A 20,851-nucleotide genomic window follows, 5' to 3' on the forward strand; every position below is an offset into this window, starting at 1 on the left:
CTTCTCAGACGTTGGTTTCGTACGCGTCGCCGGCAGGCCGGCGCGTCAGGAATCGAGCACGGCGTCGACGAGCCGGTCGAGTGCGGGCAGTGCAGCCGCGATGGCGGCACGGTCCTCGACGGAGACCCGGGCCAGGGCGGCGTCGAGCACACCGGCTCGCTGCCCGCGCCTGGTCTCGAGGACGTCTCGTCCGGTGTCGGTGACCTCGACGAGGACCGCCCGCCTGTCGGCGTCGTCGGCGACCCGGGCGAGCATCCCCTGCTGGGTGAGCCGGTTGACCAGCTGCGTCATCGCGGGTTGGGACACCCCGGCGACCTTTGCCAGGTCCGTGACCCGCTGCGGTCCCGTCCTCGCCAGCCCGGCCAGCACCGTGGCCGCCGTCGGCGACACGTCCCCCGCGGTCGACACCTCCCGCACCAGTCGCACCACCTTCTCGAGGGCGAGCGACAGGTCACGTCCGGAGGCAGAAGTCGTGCTCACAGAAGAAACATAACATACCTATGTTATGCATTCGAGGCGGATCATCTGTCTCATCCGTCACAGCGCACAGGCAATGCCTGCACTTCTCCGGTGTTGCATTGCCCGAGAAGTGCAGGAATACCCGGTGAACCGGGTATTCCTGCAACCGGCGCAACTCACCAACCAGTGGGCATCTTCGAAGGCTCGGTGCCGGTCGGCGGGACACCGTAGCGGCGCAAGGCGAAGGACATGATCTGGGAGAAGACCGGGCCGGTGACGGTGCCACCGCCACCGCCGTTGCCGGGGTTGTGGATGGCCACGTAGACCGTGAACCGCGGGTCGTCGGTGGGGGCGAAGCCGCCGAAGGAGACCGTGGTGGTGCCGTCGTAGCACTTGCACTCAGAGTTGACCCGCTGCGCGGTGCCGGTCTTGCCGGAGACGCGGTAGCCGGGAACAGCGGCCTGCGGAGCGGTGGCGTTGTCCGGGTCGTTGATGACCCGCTCCATCATCTCCCCGGTCTGGGAGGCGGCCTCCTCGGAGACGACACGGGTGCGATCCGCGGTGTCGGTGCCGACCTCGATGCCGGAATTGTTGGTGGCGCTCCCGGCGATGAGGCTGGGGTCGATGCGTACGCCGCCGTTGGCGATCGTGTTGAGCGCGGCGGTCATCTGCACGGCGTTGACCGAGATCGACTGGCCGAAGTCGATGCGGTCCTCGTCGGCCGGGTTCCAGGTCTCCGGCGAGGCGAGCAGACCGGCCGACTCGGTGTCGAGGCCGAGGCCGGTGCGCCGGCCCTGGCCGAAGGCGGAGAGGTAGTCGCGCAGCTGGCCGTCCTCGTACTTGTTCGCGGCCATCACGGTGCCGATGTTGGAGGACTTCGCGATCACCCCGGCCAGGGTGAGCTTCTCCATGCCGTGCTCGTACCAGTCGTGGATGTCGGCGTCGCCCGAGCGATAGGACCCCGGCACCTTGAGCCGGGTCGAGGGCGAGACGAGGCCCTGGTCGAGCAGGCCGGCGACGGTGAGCACCTTCTGCACCGAGCCGGGCTCGTAGACGTTGGAGAGCGCGTTGCTCCCGCGCAGCGTGTTCGGTGATGCCCCCGGATCACGGGCGTCGAAGGTCGGGTAGTCGGCCAGACTCAGGATCTCGCCGGTCTGGGTGTCCATGACCACCGCCATCCCCGACTCGGCGCGCGACTTCTGCACGGCCTCCATCAGGGTCTGCTGCACGTAGTACTGCAGGTCGCGGTCGAGGGTGAGCTTCAGGTCGTCGCCGTCTACGGGAGCGACGCGGTTGTTGGTGCCCAGCGGCATCCGGGTGCCGCTTACCGGGCTGGTCGCGTCGTATTCCGCATGCCCGTCCTTGCCGGCCAGGTGCTTGTCGAAGGCGGCCTCCAGGCCCGCCAGCGGGCGCTGGTCGTTGCCGAGGAAGCCGACCAGGTTGGCCGCGACGTCGCCGTTGGGGTAGTTGCGCAGCGGGTCACGGCTGGTCCACAACCCCTGATAGCCCTCCTTGCCCGCCTTCTCGACCGCGGCGGTCGCCTGGGTCGCGGGCACCTGACGCTTGATGTACTGGAACCGGCTGCCGTCCTTGCGGAGCTTCGCGAGCGCCGAGGCGTAGTCGACGCCGAGCTCCTTGGCCAGGAACGCCGCGATCGCCGGGGCGTCCTTCTTCGTCTGCTTCGGGTCGGCCAGCACCATCAGCCCGTCGGAGGAGTCGGCCAGCGCCTCGCCGTCACGGTCGAGGATCTCGCCGCGCTCGGCCGGCAGCACGACATCGACGACGTTCTCGGCGGCCGCCATCGCGGCGTACGAGTGCGGGTCGATGCCCTGCAGCTGCACCAGCCGGCCCCCGAAGACCGAGAGCACCATCGCCACCAGGATGAAGCCGACGCGGAGCCGGATGTGCACCGGCCCGCGTCGCTGCGTCGCCTTCGGCGTGGACCGCGAGGCAGAGCTGCGCGCCGGCCGGCGGACCTTCCGCTTGACCTGTCGCTGGGCCATCGCTCCGCTCCCCTACCGAGCCTCGCCCGAAGACGTACGCTGCTGCTCCTCGGCCGTCTGCTTCTCTGCCGCCTCCTGCTCGCGCTTCTTCTCGGCGAGCTCGGCCGCCTTCTTCTTCGCGGCGGCCGCCTCGGCCGCCTTCTGCTCGGCGACCAGCACGCTGTATGGCTTGGCGACCTTCGGGTGCAGCGGCGGCGTCGCAGACCTGTCGGCCGCGGCCGCCTCGCCCTCGATCTTCGCCTCGGGGACCCGGAGCATGGCCGCGTTCTGCGGGACGACCATGCCGAGATCCTTCGCCTTGGCGGCGATCTTGTGCGGGTCCTCCATCTTCTTCAGCTCACCGTCGAGCGCCTGCTCCCGTGCAGCCAGCGTGGTCGCCTGCTCCTGGAGGCGCGCCTCTTGGAAGGCCGACTGCTGCATGGAGGTGTTGAAGACGAGCAGACCCACGACGCCACCGATGAGCAGCATCGAGACGAGCACGACGAACGGCAACCGCGGCGCCATCGGGGCAGGCAGCGGCGCCGGCACGGCGGTGAGCCGTGTCTGGGTCGTCTCGTTGGCCCGGTCCGGGCTGCGCACGGGCGCCTGTGGCGCGGCGGCGATGCTCATCTGGCTGCTCCAGGGTTCGACTTGGCTGTATTGGCTCTTGGGTTGGTTCGGGGCTTGACGCGCTCCACCGCGCGCAGTCGCACCGAGGCGGCGCGCGGGTTCTCCTCGATCTCGGCCTCGTTGGCCTGCTCGGCACCACGGGTGAGCAGGCGGAACGACGGCTCGGCCTCGGGCGGCACGAACGGCATGTCGGGAGGTACGTCCAGCTTGGTCGCCTCGGTGAAGGCCCGCTTGGTGAGCCGGTCCTCGAGCGAGTGGTAGGACTCGACCACCACCCGGCCACCGACGCCGACGGCCTCGAGAGAGTCCGGCAGTGCCGTACGCAGCGCCCCGAGCTCGTCGTTGACCTCCATCCGCAGCGCCTGGAAGGTGCGCTTGGCCGGATGTCCGCCGGTGCGACGGGCAGGTGCCGGGATCTCCGCGTAGAGAAGCTCCACCAGCGGCCCGCTCGTCGTGAACGGCACCGTCTCGCGACGCTTGACGATGGCGTAGGCGATCTTCTTGGCGAACTTCTCCTCGCCGTAGTCCCGCAGGATCCGGGTCAGGTCCGCCGCGGAGTAGTTGTTGAGGACGTCCGCCGCGGTCTGACCCCGGGTGGCATCCATCCGCATGTCGAGCGGCGCGTCCTCCGCGTAGGCGAAGCCACGCTCGCGCTGGTCGAGCTGCATCGAGGAGACACCGAGGTCGAAGAGGACCGCCTGGACCTCGTCCAGGCCCTGCCCGGCGACGACGTCGAGGATCTCGTCGTAGACCGCGTGGACGCCTGTCCACCGGTCGCCGAAGCGGGCCAGCCGCTCCCCCGCGATGCCGAGGGCATAGGTGTCCCGGTCGATGCCGATCACGCGTGATCCAGGGATCCGCTCGAGGACGGCCTCGGTGTGACCACCGTGACCGGTCGTGCAGTCGACGAGCACGCCACCATCGGCGAGCGCCGGCGCGAGCAGGTCGACGATGCGGTCGAGCATCACCGGCACGTGCTTCTGGTTCGTCACCGCCTCGACCCCCATCGCACGGCTTCGTCTGGTGTGTGTTCTCCCCCAGCTCTTTGGCAGAGCTACGGGCTGACAACGCCACGGATCCGCAGAGCCAGGTCTCATGCCCGCTCCGTCACCACCTGTGCCGTCCGGAGCCGGGGAAGGTGCCCCGGATGGCTGGATGAGTGGAGCGGGACTGAGACCTCGTCCTGCGGATCCGCTGTTGACTTGTTTCGTTTCTGATCAGCTCTGCTGCTTGTCGCTTTGTCGATCTGTCCCTTTATCAGTCCGTCGACTCGTCGAGGTCTGCGAACTTGGCCTGTGCACCCGCGGAGTACTCCGCCCACTTGGCCGGGTCCCAGATCTCGATCCGGTCCATCACACCGATCACGACCACGTCCTTGACGATCCCGGCGTAGTCGCGCAGGAGCGGCGGAATGCCGATCCGGCCCTGCTTGTCGGGTGTCGTCTGCTCGGCCCCCGCAAAGAGGACACGGGCGTAGTCACGTGCGTCCCGAGAGGTGAGCGGCGTCTGCTGGGCCCGCTGCGCCTCCTGCATGAAGACGTCCTCGGGCCACACCACGAGGCAGTTCTCCTGACCTTGCGTCACGACAACCCCCTCCGCCAGTCGATCTCGGAACTTTGCCGGGAGGAAGATCCGGCCCTTCTCATCGAGCTTCGGCGTGTACGTGCCCATGAAGAACATGTGCTCGCCCCCGCGGTCAGCTCAACGTGGATCGTTCCTCCACTTTGCCCCACCGTACCCCACAATCCCCCACATTCAAACCACCTTCCTCCCCCACGAGGCGATTTCCCACCACCGCCCGCTCCCCCGGCCCGCGTGGCGCGGAAGCCGGCGGCATACCGCCTACAGGTCACAGTCGGGTGAATGGCGCAGACGCCCGTAGGCGCTACCCCGTACGGTGTTCCCATACGCAGGGTGAGTCGGAAGGACGCGACGTGACGACGCCGTTGGAGGCCCCAGGATCGGGTCCAGTGCATGGGGCAGAGATCGAGACATTGGTGCGGGTCGCGGGCCGCATTCGCGACAGCATCGAGAAGGTGATCGAAGGAAAGACCGACGTCGTCGACTCCACGCTGACCGTGCTGCTCGCCGAGGGACACCTCCTGATCGAGGACGTGCCCGGGGTCGGCAAGACCCAGCTCGCGAAGGCGCTGGCGCGCTCGATCGACTGTTCGGTGCGCCGCATCCAGTTCACGCCCGACCTGCTCCCGAGCGATGTCACCGGGGTGTCGATCTTCAACCAGAACACCCGGGAGTTCGAGTTCCGCCCGGGTGGCATCTTCGCCAACATCGTGGTCGGCGACGAGATCAACCGTGCCTCCCCCAAGACCCAGTCGGCGCTGCTGGAGTGCATGGAGGAGCATCAGGTCACCGTCGACAACGTGACCTACCAGCTGGACTCGCCGTTCATGGTGATCGCGACCCAGAACCCGATCGAGATGGAGGGGACGTACGCCCTCCCCGAGGCGCAGCGCGACCGGTTCATGGCGCGGGTCTCGGTCGGCTATCCGCCGGTGGCCTCCGAGATTGCGATGCTGGCCAGCCACAGCGCGGCCAACCCGCTCGACGACCTGGACCCGGTCACCGACGCCGTGGAGATCCGCAAGCTCGTCGGCGTCGTCAACCAGATCTACGTCTCCGAGGCGGTCCGCCGCTACACCGTGGCGCTGACCGCGGCGACCCGCACCAACAACGAGCTCGCCCTGGGCGCCTCGCCGCGGGCGAGCCTCCACCTGCTGCGGGCCGCCAAGGCTCATGCCGCCCTGCACGGACGCGAGTTCGTCCTCCCCGATGACGTACGCAGGCTGACCGGTCCGGTCCTTGCCCACCGTCTCCTCCCCAGCGCCTCCGCGGCGATGCACGGCCGGTCGGTCACCGACATCCTCGAGTCCGTCGTGTCCGCCGTGCCGGTGCCACAGTCCTAACCCTCGGGCCGACTTCAAGGAGGGGCGCGATGCGTGAGGCACTGTCCGGACTGACCGTCCGGGGCCGGGCTTTCCTGGCCGCCGGGATCACCGCCATCGTCTGCGGGATCCTGCTGGACCAGTCCACACTGTCCCGGATCGGGATGCTGCTGGTCGCACTGCCGCTGGTCACAGCGGTGGTCGCCGCCTGGGGCCGCTACCGGCTCGCGCTCGTCCGCCACATCGAGCCGCACCTGACCGAGGCCGGTCAGCCGGCCAGGGTAGAGCTCACCATCGCCAACGAGGGCCGGATCCCCACCGGGACCCTGCTGCTGGAGGAGACGGTGCCGTACGCCCTGGGTGGGCGCCCGCGCTTCGTGGTCGACCGGATCGGCTTCGGGTGGCGCCACAAGCTCGGTTACCAGATCCGCTCCGAGATCCGGGGCCGCTTCGACATCGGCCCGATGCGCGTGACCGTGGCCGACCCGTTCGGCCTGGTCGAGCTCAACCGCGCGTTCCAGTCCACGGTCCCGTTCACGGTCACCCCGAGAGTGGTCCCGTTGCCCCCGACTCCCCTGACCGGCAACGCCACCTCGTCGGGCGACTCCCGGCCGAGGGCGTTCCTCGGGGGCAGCGCGGAGGACGTCACGGTGCGTGAGTACCGCCGCGGCGACGAGCTGCGGCGGGTGCACTGGCGCAGCTCGGCGCGGCTCGGCGAGCTGATGGTGCGCCGCGAGGAGCAGCCCTGGCAGGCTCGTGCCACCGTCTTCCTCGACAACCGTCGCTCGGTCCACCGCGGCCAGGGCGCGGGCTCATCCTTCGAGCACGCCGTCGTGGTCGCCGCCTCGGTCGCGGTGCACCTGGTCGAGGCCGGCTACTCGGTGCGGCTGGTGACCTCCGGCGGAAACACCCCCGGCGCCGCGGGCAGCGGTGAGCTCAACACCGGCTGGCACGACCGCGAGGGCCAGGCCGACGCGGCCGCCCTGCTGGAGGCGCTCGCCGTGGTCGAGACCGTCCAGCACCACCGCATCGACGCCTCCTGGATCGGCGAGGCCGGGCAGGGCGGAGTCACCGTCGCGGTGCTCGGCTCGCTGGACCAGGACGACGCCGGCGTGCTTCGCCGGGTGCGACACCACACCGGGGCAGCGCTCGCCTTCTCGCTCGCCGTCGACGGCTGGAGCGCGGTGCACCTGGCGCCGGAGCAACGGCGGCCCAGCGGCGTACCTCTGCTGATCCAGCACGGCTGGAAGGCGGTCGAGCTCGGGGTCGGCGACTCGGTGGCCACGCGCTGGCGCGAGCTCGGCACCCGGGGCGCGGCAGCGGGAGCGGGGGCAGCGCGATGATGACCTCCCGAGACGCACGCGGCGTGGTGCCCGCGATGGCGGTGCCGCTGACCTGCTTCCTGACCGTGCTGTTCGCACTGTCGTCGTGGGGCTCGTTCACGAGCACCCGGTTCCCCTACCTCGGCCCGATCCTGGTCGCCGGCCTGCTCGTGGTCGGCACCGGCATCTCCGCGCGGCTGCTGCGCGTGCACGGCTCGGTCGTGGTCCTGCTCCAGGTGCTCCTCGGCACGATCGCGACCGGCCTCCTGGTCGTGCAGCACCCCTTGCCCATCACCGGCGGCGGCCGGGCACGGGTCACGGCCGAGATGACCGAGGCGTACGTCGCGTTCAACCCGTTCGACCTGCCGATGTCCGGGTCGGAGGTGGCGCCCTACCTCATCCCGGGCGGTGTCGCGGCGGTGCTGCTCGCCGACATCCTCGCCGTCTCGCTGCGGCGGCCGCCGATGATGGGGCTCGTGGTGCTGGGCGTCTTCACGGTGCCGTTCAGCATCATCGGCGCCGGTGGCGGAGGCGGGGTCTCCTGGGTCGTCTTCGCGCTCACCGCGATCTCGTTCCTGGTGATGCTCCGCCTCGACCGAGCCCAGCAGCTGAGCCGCTGGGGCCGGCGCCTCGACGACGACCTTCCGGTGGTGCCCGCCGCCGGGCCGGCGGTCATCGGCGTCTCCGCGGTCATGATCGCCCTGCTCACCCCGGCTTGGATGCCCAGCCCGAACGTCTCCCTTCCCGGCCTGGGGCCGGGCGACGGCAACGGCCCCCTGCGAGTGATCAACCCGACCGTCGGGCTCTACGACGACCTACGCCGGCAGAGCGACCAGGTGATGGTGTCCGTGACCCCCGTCTACGGCGACACCGAGACTCCTCCGTCCTATCTCCGCGTCGGAGCCCTGACCAAGTTCACCGGCACGGAGTGGACCTCGGGCAACCGCGACGTACCCTCCGACCACAGCGGCGTGGCCACCTTCGAGCCGCCGATGTCCGACCCGACCCTGCTCGGCGATCCCACGACCTACCAGCTGCGGGCGAGCGCGAAGTTCCAGTCGACCTGGCTGCCGATCTTCGCCCATCCCCTCGAGGTCACCGCCCGGGGTCCGTGGCGCTACGACGAGGACACCCTCGACTTCATGTCGACCGAGGGCAGGGACCAGACCGTCGCCGGGCAGAGCTGGCGGATGACCGCCGCCCCGGTCGAGCCGACCCAGGAGCGCCTCCTCGCCGCCGGCGACCCCGGCGTCGGCGCCCCACCGGGCATGACCGACCTGCCGCTGCTCCCCGACGAGATCGAGGAGATCGCCCTGGAGCGGACCGCCGGCCAGGACCGGCCGTTCGCCAAGGCGGTCGCCCTGCAGAACTGGTTCCGCCACAGCGGCGAGTTCACCTACAGCCTGGAGCGTGACGTCGGCGCCGACAGCGCGGCCCTGCTGGACTTCCTGACCGACAACAAGATCGGCTACTGCCAGCAGTACGCCACGGCCATGGCCGTGCTCGCTCGCGAGCTCGGCATCCCGGCCCGGGTCGCCTTCGGCTTCCTGGGCGGCGACCGGGACGAGGACGGCGTGTGGCAGTTCCGCGGCCGCGACCTGCACGCCTGGCCCGAGCTGTGGTTCGAGGACATCGGCTGGATCCGCTTCGAGCCGACCCCGTCGGCCGCAGACACCAGCGAACCCGGCTACACCACGGGTGCGCTGGGCAACGCCCGCAACGAGCCGGAGGCGCCTGTTCCCAGCGCCGGCACGAGCGTCGACCCGGTGCCCAACCGCCCGCAGCGCGAGGAGCCGGACACGCCCGAGGTCGCCGACACCGGCACCGAGGAATCCAACGCCGGCGCCGTCTGGACGGGTCTGGGGATCGTCGCCCTGGTCGGCCTGATCGCGCTCGCGGCACCGGCCGTGATCCGGCGCCGGCGGCGTACGACGCGGCTCGCGGGCGACGCCGAGGCCGGCTGGAGCGAGATCGGCGACACCGCGATCGACCTCGGTCTCCCCTGGACCGGGACCCGTTCACCCCGGGAGGAGGCCACCGGCCTGGCCCCGCATCTGCAGGATCGCGAGCCGATGCTCGCGCTGCAGCGGATCGTGGCCGCCGTCGAGCGCAACCGCTACGCGGAGCACCGTGACACCGCAGCGGTCGGGGACGACGTACGCCTGGTCTCGGCCACGCTCAGGGAACACGCCGATCGGCGTGCCCGTCGCCGGGCACGCCTGTGGCCGGCGTCGGTCTTCCGCCGCCGGCCCGCGCCAGCCTCCGACGGACCGGTCGCGCGGTCCGAGCGGGAGCTGATCTCGTCCTAGAGGTCCCTCTGAGAGGTCGTTCTCTCAGAGGTCGTTGTCGCGGCGGCGCTGCTTCCAGCGCTCGCTGGCCCGGTCGAAGAACGAGCTGCGGGGCGTGTGGTCCCCGTCGTCCTCCTCGACCGCGGCAGCACCACGAAGAGCGGTGAGCAGCACGGAGGTCGAGGCCAGCATCACCAGGAAGCCGACCACCCCGACGATCCACATCCGTGAGATCACACCGGTCATCAGCAACGCGACACCACCGGCGAGCACGATGCCCGCGATGACCGCATGTCGACGTTGGGCACGGCGCAAGGCCGTGCCTCGGAGGGCGGAGGCGAACTTCGGGTCCTCCGCCGAGAGCGCGCGCTCCATCTGCTCAAGCAGGCGAAGCTCCTCTTCCGAGAGTGGCACCGTACCTCCCATGTCCTGTTGGGGCATCTCCAAGTCTAGGCTGGCCACCCTGAAGGCGGTAGTGAGCCCAGAAAATTCTTGCCCCTTGACGTTCTGCCACATGGCACAACCAGGACCGATTGTGTCAAGCGAAGTGGCGGGTGCTCAACCCCGGCCCTGATCGAGCAGGCTCGCGCGGCGTACGAGGCTGGATCCGAAGCGTTCGGCGACCTGGTCGATGGCGCGGTCGGCCTCGGACCAGCCCCGCTCCCGCTCGCCGAGCACCATCTGCCGGTCGGTGCCCTCGCGGGCGACCAGGTGCTCGACCCGGACCCCGACCAGGCGCAGCGCCCGGCCCCGGAGATTCAGCTCGTCGTAGAGGCGGACCGCGATGGCGTGCACCTCCTGGGTGACGTCGGTGGGATCAGGCAGCGTGCGCGAGCGCGAGATGGTCTTGAAGTCGGTGAACCGCACCGTCAGCGCGACCGTGCGGCCGACCGTGCCGGCCCGCCGCATCCGCCGGGTGACGCGGGCCGAGAGGCGCAGCAGCTCGCGGACGATGTCCTCGCGGTCGCTCAGGTCGTGACCGAAGGTCTCTTGGGCGCCGGTGGACCGGTCGGGCAGGTCGGGGCCCAGCCGCCCCGTCAGCTCGCGCTGGTCGGTGCCGGTGGCGAGCCGGTGCAGGTGGCCGCCGAGGCGCGGGCCGAGGATCTGGTGGAGGGTCGGCACCGGGGTGCGCGCGATGTCGCCCACCGTCTCGAAGCCGAGCCGCCGCAGCCGGGTCCTCGTGCTCGGGCCGACGCCGTAGAGCTCACCGACGTCGAGCGGGTGGAGGAAGCCGGGGATCTCCTCCGGCCGGACGACCACGACGCCGTCGGGCTTCGCCTTGCGGCTGCCGACCTTGGCCACGCTCGGGGTGGGCGCGACGCCGACCGAGCAGGTGATGCTCAGCTCCTCGGCGATCTGGCGGCGGATCCGCTGGGCGATCTCCTCGGGGCTCCCGAAGAGCCTGGTCGCTCCCCGTACGTCGAGGAACGCCTCGTCGACGCTGACCACCTCCACGAGCGGGGTGGCGCGGCGGAAGATCTCGCGGACCTGATGGGAGACCTCGGCGACCTCACCGAAGTCGAGACGGACCGAGACGAGCTGAGGGCACAGCCGTCTCGCCATCGAGCCCGGCATCGCGGCCCGCACGCCGTAGGCCCGCGCCGGATAGTTGGCGCAGGTCACCACGCCACGGGCGTGTCCCCCGACCACCACCGGCTGGTCCCAGAGCTCGGGCTGGTGCCTGATGGCCACCGACACGAAGAAGGCGTCCATGTCGACATGGAGGATCGGGGTGGCCTCCGGAGCGCCAGCGGAGGAGGTCACCCCGATCCTCCAAGGACGCGCCTGTCAGCGAAGCGAGGCGAGCAGATGCACCTGCGAAGCCAGCGGCAGGTAGTCAGCGCGCGTAGATGCCCGCTGCTCCAGATCGACCAGTGCGTTGGTCGCACCCGGGTCGACATCGAGCAGCGACCCGGGAACGTGATCCACGAAGACACGTACGCCACGAACGTCCGAGACCGCGAAGCCGGCGGCCTCGAGCAGCCCGGTGACCTCGTCGAGCGCGAAACGTCGACCGGAGCGCCCCTGGGAAGTGGTGTCGTCGAGAAGCTCGGCGGCCTGCGCGAAGTGGCCGGCCAGAGCGCGGGAGAGGACGGCGGCGGTGCGCTGGGCGACCAGCAGGCTGAGCGTGCCGCCCGGACGGAGCACCTCGCGGATCCCCGCCAGTGCGGCAGCAGGGTCGGGAACGACCTCGAGGACGCCGTGGCAGAGCACCACGTCGGCACCGCTGGGGTCGGCGACGTCGGAGAGTGCGGCCAGGTCGCCCTGGCGCGCGTCGACGGAGACGCCGGCCTCGCGCGCCCGGCGGTCGAGCGCGGCCAGCGCATCGGGACTGGGGTCGACGACGGTGACCCGGTGGCCGAGCCCGGCGATGCGTACGGCCGAGGTGCCGGTGCCGCCGCCGATGTCGAGGACGTCGAGCGGGCCGGAGGCCAGGACCGGGTCGAGCGCGTCCCAGACGGCGACGGTCCGGGCGCCTGCCCGACGACTGGTTGAAGCGGAGCCAGCTGACATGGGGCCAAGCGTAGGCCCTGCCTCCCACCCTGCGTACGCCACACCTGGATCAGCCCACGAGGCGGTCGTGCCGGAGCGGGGTGGCCTGCGAGGTGTGGGCCATCAGCCCGAGCGACTCCTCGACGACGGCGAGGAACCGGTCGGCGTCACGCACCTGCTCGTCGGCCTCTTCCGCGGTGACCGCACGGATGGAGCCGGCCTCCGCGGCGGCGCGCTTGGCGGCACCTGCGGCGAAGTAGTCGGCCCACTCGGAGAGCTCGGGCGCGACCTTCTTGAGGCGGACCCAGGCGTTCCACGGGCGACGGCGACCGGCGCGGCTCGCGGCCTCGACGGGATCGGTGCGGGCGGCGATCAGCGCGGCGGCGGCCTGGAGTGCGGCGACGTGAGCGATGGCGTACCTGCTCGGCACGTCGTCGGCCACGATCGCCTCCGCGAGGGTCTCGGTGGCTCGGAAGAGGTAGCTGTGCGTCGTGGCCGGCAGCAGATGCATCGGGTCGTCCTTCTCGCTCACGGTCGACCCCGCAGTGGACGGCTCCGGCGGGCGTCGGGGGTCGAGGACGACGCCCGCCAGAGCCTGGTTGTTCGAACATCTGTTCGAACACGTGATCAAACTACACCCCGCCACCGACAGTCACAAGACGTTTCGGTGGCGGGGCGTGTCGAGCGGTGCTGCGGGTCGCTCAGTCGTCGGCGACGGCGCCGCGGATGAGGTGCGGCGGGTGGATGTAGCGGGTGTTGGCCGGCAGCCACATCACCACCAGCAGCCCCGCGGCGATGACGATCGCGATCGTGGTGAGCACGCTGATGATCACCGGCGGGCCGGTCAGGATGCCGCCGACGCTGGCCACCGCGGAGATGAACACCAGGAACGTGATGACGATGCGGGCCCACTCGAAGCCGTTGCGGAGGAAGACCGCGAGCACGCCGAGCATGACGGCCATCACACCGAACAGGGTGATCGCGGGGGCGATGAACGCCGGCGCGCTGACCCGGTTGTCGGTGGGCGGGTTGATGAGGGCCTCGAGCCCCTCGGTCTCCAGGATGCGCTTGGCCGAGGCGTTGCCCTCCGCCCACGCGCGCACCAGGTCATCGGAACGCAGCACCATGACCACGACCACGACGGCGCTGAACGCGATCAGACCGACGATCAGCCGGACCGCCCACGTCATCTCCCGCGGCACGGGCTCAGCAGCGAGGGCGGCGACCTCGTAGGCGACCTCCGGGTCCTCGTTCACGACCACACCTTCGTTCTCGTCGGGTGTCGTCATGGTCATCCGGTCTCCTTGCGACGTGGGGGGAACTCTGCGTTGATCAGCCCATTCTGCCGCACGGGGCACAACGGAGGTAAATACGGGATCGCGTGCGCCTGGTCTCGGGCCGGGTCCGGGTTGTCGGTGTCGTACGCCAAGATGTCTCCATGGAATCTCTAGCGCTGACCTTCTCCAGCGGGTGGGCCAGTGGCATCAACGCCTATCTGGTCGTGCTGGTGCTCGGCGTCGTGCAGCGTACGACGGGGGCCGAGGAGATCCCTGACGTGCTCGGCACCTGGCCGGTGCTGGCGGCCGCAGGGGCGATGTTCGCGATCGAGTTCGTCGCGGACAAGGTGCCCTACGTCGACTCGACCTGGGACTCGATCTCCACCGTGATCCGGCCCACGATCGGCGCCGTGATCGGTGTCCTGCTCGCCGGTGAGGCCGACTCGCTCAACGCGGCCGTCGGCGGCGTCGTGGGCGGCACCTCGGCGTTCATGTCCCATCTGGTCAAGGCCAGTGAGCGGCTGGCGGTCAACTCCTCCCCCGAGCCGGTCTCCAACTCGGTGGTCAGCCTGGCCGAGGACGGCCTCGTCCTCGGCGTGGTCTGGTTCGCGACCGAGCACCCGCTGGCCGCCGCCGGCATCGCGGCGGCCCTGCTGGCGACCGGGCTGGTGCTGGTGTACTTCATCATCCGCACGGTTCGTGGAGGCTGGCGCAGGCTCACCCGCCGCGGAAGACGGGGTGCCCCGCCGCCGGAGGAGCCGTCCGACGGCACGACCAAGCCCTACCCCGTCCAGTGACGAGCATTGTCGTCCTCGGGGGCGGGTACGCCGGGATGGCCAGCGCCGCCAGACTGGCCAAGCTCGGCCACTCGGTGACCCTTCTCGAGGCCTCCGGTCAGCTCGGCGGCGCTCTGGTGCCGGTGCGTGAGGCGGGGTTCACCTGGGACGCCTCGGCGACCTCGACGCTGCTGCCCGCGGTGATGCGCGACCTGTTCCGCAAGTCCGGGCGGCCGGCCGAGCGTGAGCTCGAGCTGGTGCCGATGGACGTCATCCGCGAGCACCGGTTCGCCGACAAGACCTCGGTCTCCGTGCCCGGCGGCACCCGTGGCGCCCAGCTTGCGGCCTTCGACGAGCTGGGCCCCGGCATGGGCCAGCGGTGGACCGACTACGTCGCCAGGTTCAGCGAGGACTGGGAGGTGCTGCGCCAGCACTACTTCGAGGTGCCGTGGGAGCCTTCGGCGCTGCCCGCGGCCGTCGCGGAGCGGTTCCGGTCGCGCGAGACCCTCCACAAGCGGCTGCGCAAGACGTTCAAGGACGAGCGGCTCCGGCTGATCGCGGCGCACCCGTTCGTCGCGGCGGGGCAGGAGCTGCGTGACGTACCCGCCTGGGCGGGGCTCACCGCCTATCTCGAGCAGCGCTTCGGCGCCTGGCGGGTCGAGGGCGGGATGGGGGTGGTCGCGGAGGTGCTCGCCGCCCGGATGACCACCCGCCGGGTCTCGGTGCAGACCGCGACCCGCGTGGAGGACATCGTCGTACGTGACGGGCGGGCGGTCGCGGTCAGCACCACCGCCGGGGAGATCGATCTCGGCGCCGACGGAGCGGTCGTGGTCGCCTTCGACCCGCGCTCGCTGTCGGCGCTGCGGCCGCTGGTGGAACGTACGCTGCCGGCGATCCCGCCGATGACGTTCCACCTCGGACTCTCCTCGCTGCCCGAGCACCTCCTCGATCTTCCCGACGAGCTGGTGCTCCACGGCGAGCCCACCCTGGTCGTACGCACCCGTGGGCTCGCCCCCGAGGGGCAGCACGCCTGGACGATCCACTCCCACGGCAAGCTGATGGAGGACGTCCTGCTGGCGCTGGCGCGCCACAAGATAGACCTGCGCGAGCACGTCGTACATCGTGTCGACCTGGGCGCCGCCGAGCTCGTACGCCGCTGGCGCGGGTCGCCGCTGGGCGTGAAGTGGTCGGGGCGCGGCACGGTGTTCCAGCGTCTCGGGCCGCGCACCCCTCTCCCCAACGTCTACGCCGCCGGCGCCCACGCGACGCCCGGCTCCGGGCTGCCGTTCGCCGGGCTCTCGTCCGCGCTGGTCGCGCAGTCGATCGGTCCTGCCGAGAAGTGAGCGCCGCCTAGACCGTCACGTTGAGCTTGGCGAAGATCTCCAGCGTCGCCTTGGAGCGGTTGAGCGTGTAGAAGTGCAGCCCGGGGGCGCCTCCGTCGAGGAGCTCCTGGCAGAGCTCGGCGGCCACGGCGATGCCCTCGGCACGGATGTCGGCGGGCTCGGGGCCGGCGGCGCTGAGGCGCTCGACGATCTCCTCGGGGACCTCGGCGCCGATCAGCTCGCTCTGGCGGCGGATGGCGGCGAGGTTCAGGATCGGCATGATCCCCGGCAGGATCGGGATGTCGACGCCGCGGGCACGGACCCGGTCGACGAGGCCGAAGTAGTCGGCCGCGCGGAAGAACATCTGGGTGACCGCGAACTCCGCGCCGGCCTTCGCCTTGGCGACCAGCACGTCGGCGTCGGCCTCGAGCGACTCGGCGCTCGGGTGGCCCTCCGGGAAGGCGGCGACGCCGATGCGGAAGTCGCCGCGCTCGCGGGCCAGCTTCACCACGTCGATCGCGTAGTCGAGACCGCCCGCGGTCGGGGTCCACTCGGCGCGCGGCCCCTCGGCGGGGTCGCCGCGCAGGGCCATCACGTGCTCGACCCCCTTCGCCGCGTAGGAGTCCAGGATCCCGGCGACCTCGTCGCGGGTGTGGCCGACGCAGGTCAGGTGGGCGACCGGGAGCAGCTCGGTCTCCGCGGCGATCCGGCCGGTGATGGCGACCGTCTTGTCACGGGTCGAGCCGCCGGCGCCGTAGGTGACGCTCACGAAGGTGGGGCGGTAGGGCTCCAGCGCGCGCACGGCGTTCCACAGCTGCTCCTCGCCGGCCTCGTCCTTCGGTGGGAAGAACTCGAAGGAGAACGAGCGCTCGCCTTGGTTGATCAGCTCCGCGAGGGAGCGTCCACGTCCAGTCACCATCGGGCCATCCTAGGCAGTGCCCTAGGCTCGGAGAGTGAATGAAACGTGGGACGCCGATGAATTCCGCAGTCGCGTCCAGGGGGCACTGGACACCTTCCTCGAGACGCAGTCCCAGCGGCTGGCTCCGCTCGGTGACGAGGTCGAACCGCTGCTGCGCCGGGCCCGCGAGTCGATGTCCGGCGGCAAGCGGCTGCGGGCCGCGTTCTGCTACTGGGGCTTCCACGCGGTCCGCCCCTCCCCCTCGCCGGCCGAGGAGGAGTCGCTCGTCCGGGCGGCCGCCGCGCTCGAGCTGCTCCAGGCTTCGGCGCTCGTTCACGACGACGTCATCGACGACTCCGACACCCGGCGCGGAGCGCCGGCCGCGCACCGCGCGTTCGAGGCCGACCACTCCGCCGCGGGCTGGCCGGGCCGGTCCCGTGCCTATGGCGACGCCGCGGCCGTGCTCCTCGGCGACCTGCTGCTGACCTGGTCGGACGAGCTGCTGCGTACCTCTGGGTTCGGGGGCGCCGAGACCTCCGCCGCCCTCTCGGTGTTCGACCACACTCGCAGCGAGGTGATCGCCGGGCAGTTCCTCGACATCACCGTCCAGGCCCGCGGTGCCGCGGACGTCGAGGCAGCGATGAAGGTGGTGCGCTACAAGGCGGCCAAGTACTCCGTCGAGCGCCCGCTGCACGTCGGCGCCGCGCTGGCCGGCGCCTCACCGGAGCAGATCGAGGCACTGTCGGCCTACGGCCTCCCCGTGGGCGAGGCCTTCCAGCTCCGCGACGATCTCCTCGGCGTCTTCGGCGACCCCTCGGTCACCGGCAAGCCCGCCGGCGACGACCTCGTCGAGGGCAAGCGCACCGTCCTGGTCGCTCTCGCCCTGAAGGCGTCACCGCCCACCGACGCCGACCTCCTCGACCGCTCCCTCGGCCAGCCGCTCACCGTGGACCAGGTTGCGGCGCTGCGTACGATCATCGCCTCCTCCGGCGCCGAGCAGCAGGTCGAGAAGACCATCACCGAGCTCGCCGACCAGGGCCTCACCGCCCTCGACGACGCCAAGTCGTCAGGCGTCCTCGACGCGAACGCCGCCGAAGTCCTCCGCGCCCTCGCGACCGCCGCCACCCAGCGCACGGTCTGACCGGCGTCAGAGGCGCTCAGCGGGCATCTCGAAGAGGACCTTCTCGGAGGGCTGGTCGGAGCCGCCCGCGGGTTCCATGGTGACCATCAGGTCGCCGTCCTCGACAGGTACGGCGACGGCCATCTCCTCGTCGAGGACACCGGCGGACTCCATGCCGGCGTCGGTGTGCCACCAGACCTGGTAGGTCATGCCGGCGGGGCGGTCAAGGTGGGCGGTGTCGACGGCGACCATGTGCATCTCGTGCGACATCGCGACCATCAGCTCGCCGTCGGAGGTCTCCTCCTTGTGCATCCGCGCGTCCGGGGCCGACATCACCTCGGCGGCGGTCATCGCGGGCGGGTCGTCATCTCGTACGACGCCGACCGTCACGCCGACACCGATGACCAGGGCTGCGACCGCGGCGATCACGCCCGCGAACCAACGACGACGGGGGCGGCCCGCGGCGACGGGCCGGAGCTGCGGAGTCTCCGAGGCCGTACGCATCACCCGTGCGCGCAGCGATGCCGGAGGGGTCTCGACGACCTGACCGGCGAGCGACGCGGTCGCCGACCGCAGCGAGTCGACCTCCTCACGGCAGTCGGGGCAGGCGGCCAGGTGCGCCTCGACCTCTGCTCTCTCACCCGGCTCCAACGCGTGGAGGAGATAGGCCCCGACCAGACCGTGCACGTCAGGCGCCATCCCGAACCTCCAGACAGTCACGAAGACGGATCAGCCCGTCCCGCATCCGCGACTTCACCGTCGGCAGCGGCCGGCCGAGCAGCTCGGCGACCTCGGGATAGGTGAAGCCCTGGTAGTAGGCCAGCCGCACGGCCTGGGACTGCAGCGGCGTGAGGGAGTCCAGGCAGCGGCGTACGCCTTCGTGCTCCGACGCCGTGACCACAGCATCCTCCGGGCCGGCGACGTCCACCGGCTCACGCCGGGCGACGTGCTCCTCCCGAGCCCGCGAGGCCTGCGTGGAGCGCACGGTGTCGACCGCTCGACGGTGCGCGATCGTCAGCACCCAGGTCCGGACAGTGCCGCGCGACGGGTCGAACCGGGCCGCCTGGCGCCATATCTCGGTGAACACCTCCTGGGTCACCTCCTCCGCACGTTTGGGGTCGCGCACGACCCGCCGGGCGACACCGAAGACGAGCGGAGACAGGTCGTCGTAGAGCCGACCGAAGGCATCGAGGTCGCCACCGGCGACCGCGGCGAGCACCGCCGCGGGGTCCAGGTCGTCATCGGGGTCAGGGGGCGACTCGTCGCCCACGACCCGCAGCGCTCGCCGCACGCGCACCCCTTTCGACAAATGAAAGATCTCATCCCGGGTTCGCAGCCGAAGAGTGGGAGGATTGGTCCCATCCGCCCATCGATCGGCCACGAACCCACAGCATGACATCCGGCAACCTCGCCGAGCAGAAGGCCTCGGGCTCCGCTTCGGCACCACGTCTTCCGTACGGCCCCCTCGCGGGCATCGCCGCCGGCGTACTCGGTCTCGGCGTCGCCGAGCTCATCGCCGCCCTGGCCGGCGGCGCCTCGCCCCTGCTCGCGCTCGGCGACCGGGTCATCGACCTCACCCCGCGCTGGCTCAAGGAGGCGGCGGTCGCCACCTTCGGCACCGCCGACAAGCCGATCCTGCTCGCCTGCGTCGGGCTGGTCACGCTGTCCCTGCTCGGCGTCGCAGGCGCCCTGGCCGTACGCCGTCCCATCCTCGGCGCGGGCATGCTCGTGCTCCTCGGGGCCATCGACATCGCCGCTCTCCTGGCCGACCGGGCCGGCAACGGGACGACCGGGATCGTGGCGATAGTGATCGGCCTCGCTGTCGGCATCACCGCACTGATCCTCCTGACCCGGCCCCTACGCGACACCGACAGCCCGTCCACCGAGGCCGAGGCACCCGACGGCTTCGACCGTCGCAGGTTCCTGGTCGCAGCGGCGGCGGTGACCGCGGTGGGTGCGGCCGGCGGGGTCGGCGCCAAGGTGGTCACCGCGCGCCGGCTCCCGGCGACGAGGGTGGCCATCCCCGCGGCCGTCTCCCCCGCCGCGCCCCTCCCGGCGGGCGCGGAGCTCCGGATCGACGGGCTGACGCCCCACCTGACCCCCGTCGACGACTTCTACCGCATCGACATCGCCCTGCTCACCCCACGCGTCGACGTCGCCGACTACCGGCTCAAGATCCACGGCCTGGTCGACGACCCGGTCGAGCTCACATATGAGGACCTGCTCGCGATGCCGCTCTACGAGCGCCGCGTGACGATCTGCTGCGTCTCCAACGAGGTGGGCGGCGACCTGATCGGCAACGCGACCTGGACCGGCGTACGCATCCGCGACGTCCTCAAGCGAGCCGGCCTCTCCCCCGACGCCGACGCGGTGAAGTCCACCGGCGCCGACGGCATCACCATCGGCACCCCGCTCGAGGCGCTCACCGACGGCCGCGACTCCCTGCTCGCGATCGCCCAGGACGGCGAGCCGCTGACCCGGGACCACGGCTTCCCCGTACGCATGGTCGTGCCCGGCCTCTACGGCTACGTCTCGGCGACCAAGTGGCTCACCGAGCTGGAGGTCACCCGCTTCGCCGACTTCCGCGCCTACTGGACCGACCGCGGCTGGTCCGCCGAGGGCCCGATCAAGACCGAGTGCCGCATCGACCTGCCCGGAGACGACGTCATGCCCGGTGAACGCACCATCGCCGGCGTCGCCTGGGCGCAGCACCGGGGCGTGAGCAAGGTCGAGGTACGCATCGACGACGGCCCCTGGCAGCCCGCCACGCTCGCCGCCGAGGACAGCATCGACACCTGGCGCCAGTGGACCTACCGCTGGGACGCGACCGAGGGCGAGCACCGGATCGAGGCGCGGGCCTACGACCGCACCGGCACTCCGCAGACCGCCGACGAGGCGCCGCCCGCTCCCGACGGAGCCACCGGCTACCCCACCCGCACGGTCAATGTCGGGTGATCAGCCCAGGTCGGTCAGGTCCGTCTCCGGACCGTTCCCGCGCAGCAGCACGGTGAACGCCGGCCGGTCCTCGGAGATCTCCGCGGCACGGTCCTGGAGAACCCGGACGATCTTGTCGAAACCGGCACGATCCGCGTACGCAGCGCACCCCCACGTCTCCCACAGCAGCACCGTGGGCGCGGAGAGATCGCGCAGGGAGTCCCAGAGCGCGTCGAGGTTGCGGCCGAAGTGGGCCGGGAAGCCCAGCGCGGCGCCGATGGCGCCGAGCACCTCGTCCTTGGTCTCGGCCACGTCGGCGATCTGCGCCAGCGACCAGCCCGCGCCGGTCACCGACTCGGAGAGGTCGGCCGCGGCCAGCTCGGTGTGCCAGCGATAGACGCCGGGATCGACCTTTCCCGCCAAAAGACCTGCCAGTCCACTCATGCC

At 71.0% G+C, this 20,851-nt stretch carries 21 protein-coding genes; 7 read left to right on the forward strand and 14 right to left on the reverse strand.

Going from position 1 to position 20,851, the window contains the following annotated elements; all coding sequences use genetic code 11:
- Positions 1-45: 45 nt before the first annotated feature.
- From ABZU72_RS05755 to mraZ, 5 genes are all read right to left on the reverse strand, one after another.
- Complete coding sequence (locus tag ABZU72_RS05755) at positions 46-480, reverse strand: MarR family transcriptional regulator (RefSeq protein WP_355017909.1); 435 nt, start codon at positions 478-480, stop codon at positions 46-48.
- 155 nt (positions 481-635) lie between these two features.
- Positions 636-2,462: a penicillin-binding protein 2 gene (locus ABZU72_RS05760; protein WP_355017910.1), complete on the reverse strand. Its 1,827-nt coding sequence runs from the start codon at positions 2,460-2,462 to the stop codon at positions 636-638.
- Positions 2,463-2,474: 12 nt separating this feature from the next.
- Positions 2,475-3,071, reverse strand: a complete 597-nt coding sequence (locus tag ABZU72_RS05765; protein WP_355017911.1) for a hypothetical protein — start codon at positions 3,069-3,071, stop codon at positions 2,475-2,477.
- Positions 3,068-4,078: a 16S rRNA (cytosine(1402)-N(4))-methyltransferase RsmH gene (gene rsmH / locus ABZU72_RS05770; RefSeq protein ID WP_355017912.1), complete on the reverse strand. Its 1,011-nt coding sequence runs from the start codon at positions 4,076-4,078 to the stop codon at positions 3,068-3,070. The genes ABZU72_RS05765 and rsmH overlap by 4 nt, the downstream gene beginning before the upstream one ends.
- A gap of 250 nt (positions 4,079-4,328) precedes the next feature.
- On the reverse strand, positions 4,329-4,751 hold the full coding sequence (gene mraZ, locus ABZU72_RS05775; RefSeq protein WP_008363047.1) for a division/cell wall cluster transcriptional repressor MraZ: 423 nt from the start codon (positions 4,749-4,751) through the stop codon (positions 4,329-4,331).
- A 290-nt stretch (positions 4,752-5,041) separates the two neighbouring features.
- Here mraZ and ABZU72_RS05780 point away from each other — a divergent pair, with 290 nt between their 5' ends.
- The 3 genes from ABZU72_RS05780 to ABZU72_RS05790 are packed head-to-tail and all read left to right on the forward strand — an operon-like array spanning position 5,042 to position 9,605.
- Entirely contained in the window at positions 5,042-5,995 is a 954-nt protein-coding gene (locus ABZU72_RS05780) for a MoxR family ATPase (protein ID WP_355017913.1), read from the forward strand.
- A 29-nt stretch (positions 5,996-6,024) separates the two neighbouring features.
- Positions 6,025-7,317: a DUF58 domain-containing protein gene (locus ABZU72_RS05785; RefSeq protein WP_355017914.1), complete on the forward strand. Its 1,293-nt coding sequence runs from the start codon at positions 6,025-6,027 to the stop codon at positions 7,315-7,317.
- Positions 7,317-9,605, forward strand: coding sequence for a DUF3488 and transglutaminase-like domain-containing protein (locus tag ABZU72_RS05790; protein ID WP_355017915.1), 2,289 nt, complete (start codon positions 7,317-7,319; stop codon positions 9,603-9,605). The genes ABZU72_RS05785 and ABZU72_RS05790 overlap by 1 nt, the downstream gene beginning before the upstream one ends.
- A 24-nt stretch (positions 9,606-9,629) precedes the next feature.
- Here ABZU72_RS05790 and ABZU72_RS05795 read toward each other — a convergent pair whose 3' ends face one another.
- From ABZU72_RS05795 to ABZU72_RS05815, 5 genes are all read right to left on the reverse strand, one after another.
- The gene (locus tag ABZU72_RS05795; RefSeq protein WP_160024339.1) at positions 9,630-9,998 is read right to left on the reverse strand and encodes a DUF3040 domain-containing protein; all 369 of its coding nucleotides are present in this window, start codon (positions 9,996-9,998) and stop codon (positions 9,630-9,632) included.
- A gap of 144 nt (positions 9,999-10,142) precedes the next feature.
- Positions 10,143-11,348, reverse strand: a complete 1,206-nt coding sequence (gene dinB / locus ABZU72_RS05800) for a DNA polymerase IV (RefSeq protein ID WP_355017916.1) — start codon at positions 11,346-11,348, stop codon at positions 10,143-10,145.
- A gap of 24 nt (positions 11,349-11,372) precedes the next feature.
- Entirely contained in the window at positions 11,373-12,098 is a 726-nt protein-coding gene (locus ABZU72_RS05805) for a methyltransferase domain-containing protein (RefSeq protein ID WP_355017917.1), read from the reverse strand.
- Positions 12,099-12,147: 49 nt separating this feature from the next.
- Positions 12,148-12,609, reverse strand: coding sequence for an SAV_6107 family HEPN domain-containing protein (locus ABZU72_RS05810; RefSeq protein ID WP_355017918.1), 462 nt, complete (start codon positions 12,607-12,609; stop codon positions 12,148-12,150).
- Between the two features lie 169 nt (positions 12,610-12,778).
- Positions 12,779-13,372 (reverse strand): hypothetical protein, encoded by a 594-nt coding sequence (locus ABZU72_RS05815; protein ID WP_355017919.1) that lies wholly within the window; start codon positions 13,370-13,372, stop codon positions 12,779-12,781.
- 143 nt (positions 13,373-13,515) lie between these two features.
- Between ABZU72_RS05815 and ABZU72_RS05820 the strand changes: the two genes are divergently transcribed.
- Together ABZU72_RS05820 and ABZU72_RS05825 are read left to right on the forward strand one after the other, a co-directional pair.
- Positions 13,516-14,151, forward strand: coding sequence for a DUF4126 domain-containing protein (locus ABZU72_RS05820; protein WP_355017920.1), 636 nt, complete (start codon positions 13,516-13,518; stop codon positions 14,149-14,151).
- Positions 14,148-15,473, forward strand: a complete 1,326-nt coding sequence (locus ABZU72_RS05825; RefSeq protein WP_355017921.1) for an NAD(P)/FAD-dependent oxidoreductase — start codon at positions 14,148-14,150, stop codon at positions 15,471-15,473. The genes ABZU72_RS05820 and ABZU72_RS05825 overlap by 4 nt, the downstream gene beginning before the upstream one ends.
- Positions 15,474-15,480: 7 nt before the next feature.
- Here the strand turns inward: ABZU72_RS05825 and metF are convergent, their stop codons facing one another.
- Positions 15,481-16,371: a methylenetetrahydrofolate reductase [NAD(P)H] gene (metF, locus tag ABZU72_RS05830; protein WP_355017922.1), complete on the reverse strand. Its 891-nt coding sequence runs from the start codon at positions 16,369-16,371 to the stop codon at positions 15,481-15,483.
- Between the two features lie 34 nt (positions 16,372-16,405).
- Here metF and ABZU72_RS05835 point away from each other — a divergent pair, with 34 nt between their 5' ends.
- Positions 16,406-17,491 carry a polyprenyl synthetase family protein gene (locus tag ABZU72_RS05835; protein ID WP_355017923.1) on the forward strand — a complete coding sequence of 362 codons (1,086 nt, stop codon included), beginning with the start codon at positions 16,406-16,408 and terminating at the stop codon, positions 17,489-17,491.
- Between the two features lie 6 nt (positions 17,492-17,497).
- Here ABZU72_RS05835 and ABZU72_RS05840 read toward each other — a convergent pair whose 3' ends face one another.
- Both ABZU72_RS05840 and sigK read right to left on the reverse strand, forming a co-directional pair.
- The gene (locus ABZU72_RS05840; protein ID WP_355017924.1) at positions 17,498-18,169 is read right to left on the reverse strand and encodes an anti-sigma factor; all 672 of its coding nucleotides are present in this window, start codon (positions 18,167-18,169) and stop codon (positions 17,498-17,500) included.
- Complete coding sequence (sigK, locus tag ABZU72_RS05845; protein WP_355017925.1) at positions 18,159-18,761, reverse strand: ECF RNA polymerase sigma factor SigK; 603 nt, start codon at positions 18,759-18,761, stop codon at positions 18,159-18,161. The genes ABZU72_RS05840 and sigK overlap by 11 nt, the downstream gene beginning before the upstream one ends.
- A gap of 101 nt (positions 18,762-18,862) precedes the next feature.
- Here sigK and ABZU72_RS05850 point away from each other — a divergent pair, with 101 nt between their 5' ends.
- Positions 18,863-20,425, forward strand: coding sequence for a molybdopterin-dependent oxidoreductase (locus ABZU72_RS05850; RefSeq protein WP_355017926.1), 1,563 nt, complete (start codon positions 18,863-18,865; stop codon positions 20,423-20,425).
- Here ABZU72_RS05850 and ABZU72_RS05855 read toward each other — a convergent pair whose 3' ends face one another.
- Positions 20,426-20,848, reverse strand: a complete 423-nt coding sequence (locus ABZU72_RS05855; RefSeq protein ID WP_355017927.1) for a barstar family protein — start codon at positions 20,846-20,848, stop codon at positions 20,426-20,428.
- Positions 20,849-20,851 lie beyond the last annotated feature (3 nt).

This window comes from Nocardioides sp. NPDC004968 (genome assembly GCF_040608935.1).
Lineage (GTDB): Bacteria > Actinomycetota > Actinomycetes > Propionibacteriales > Nocardioidaceae > Nocardioides.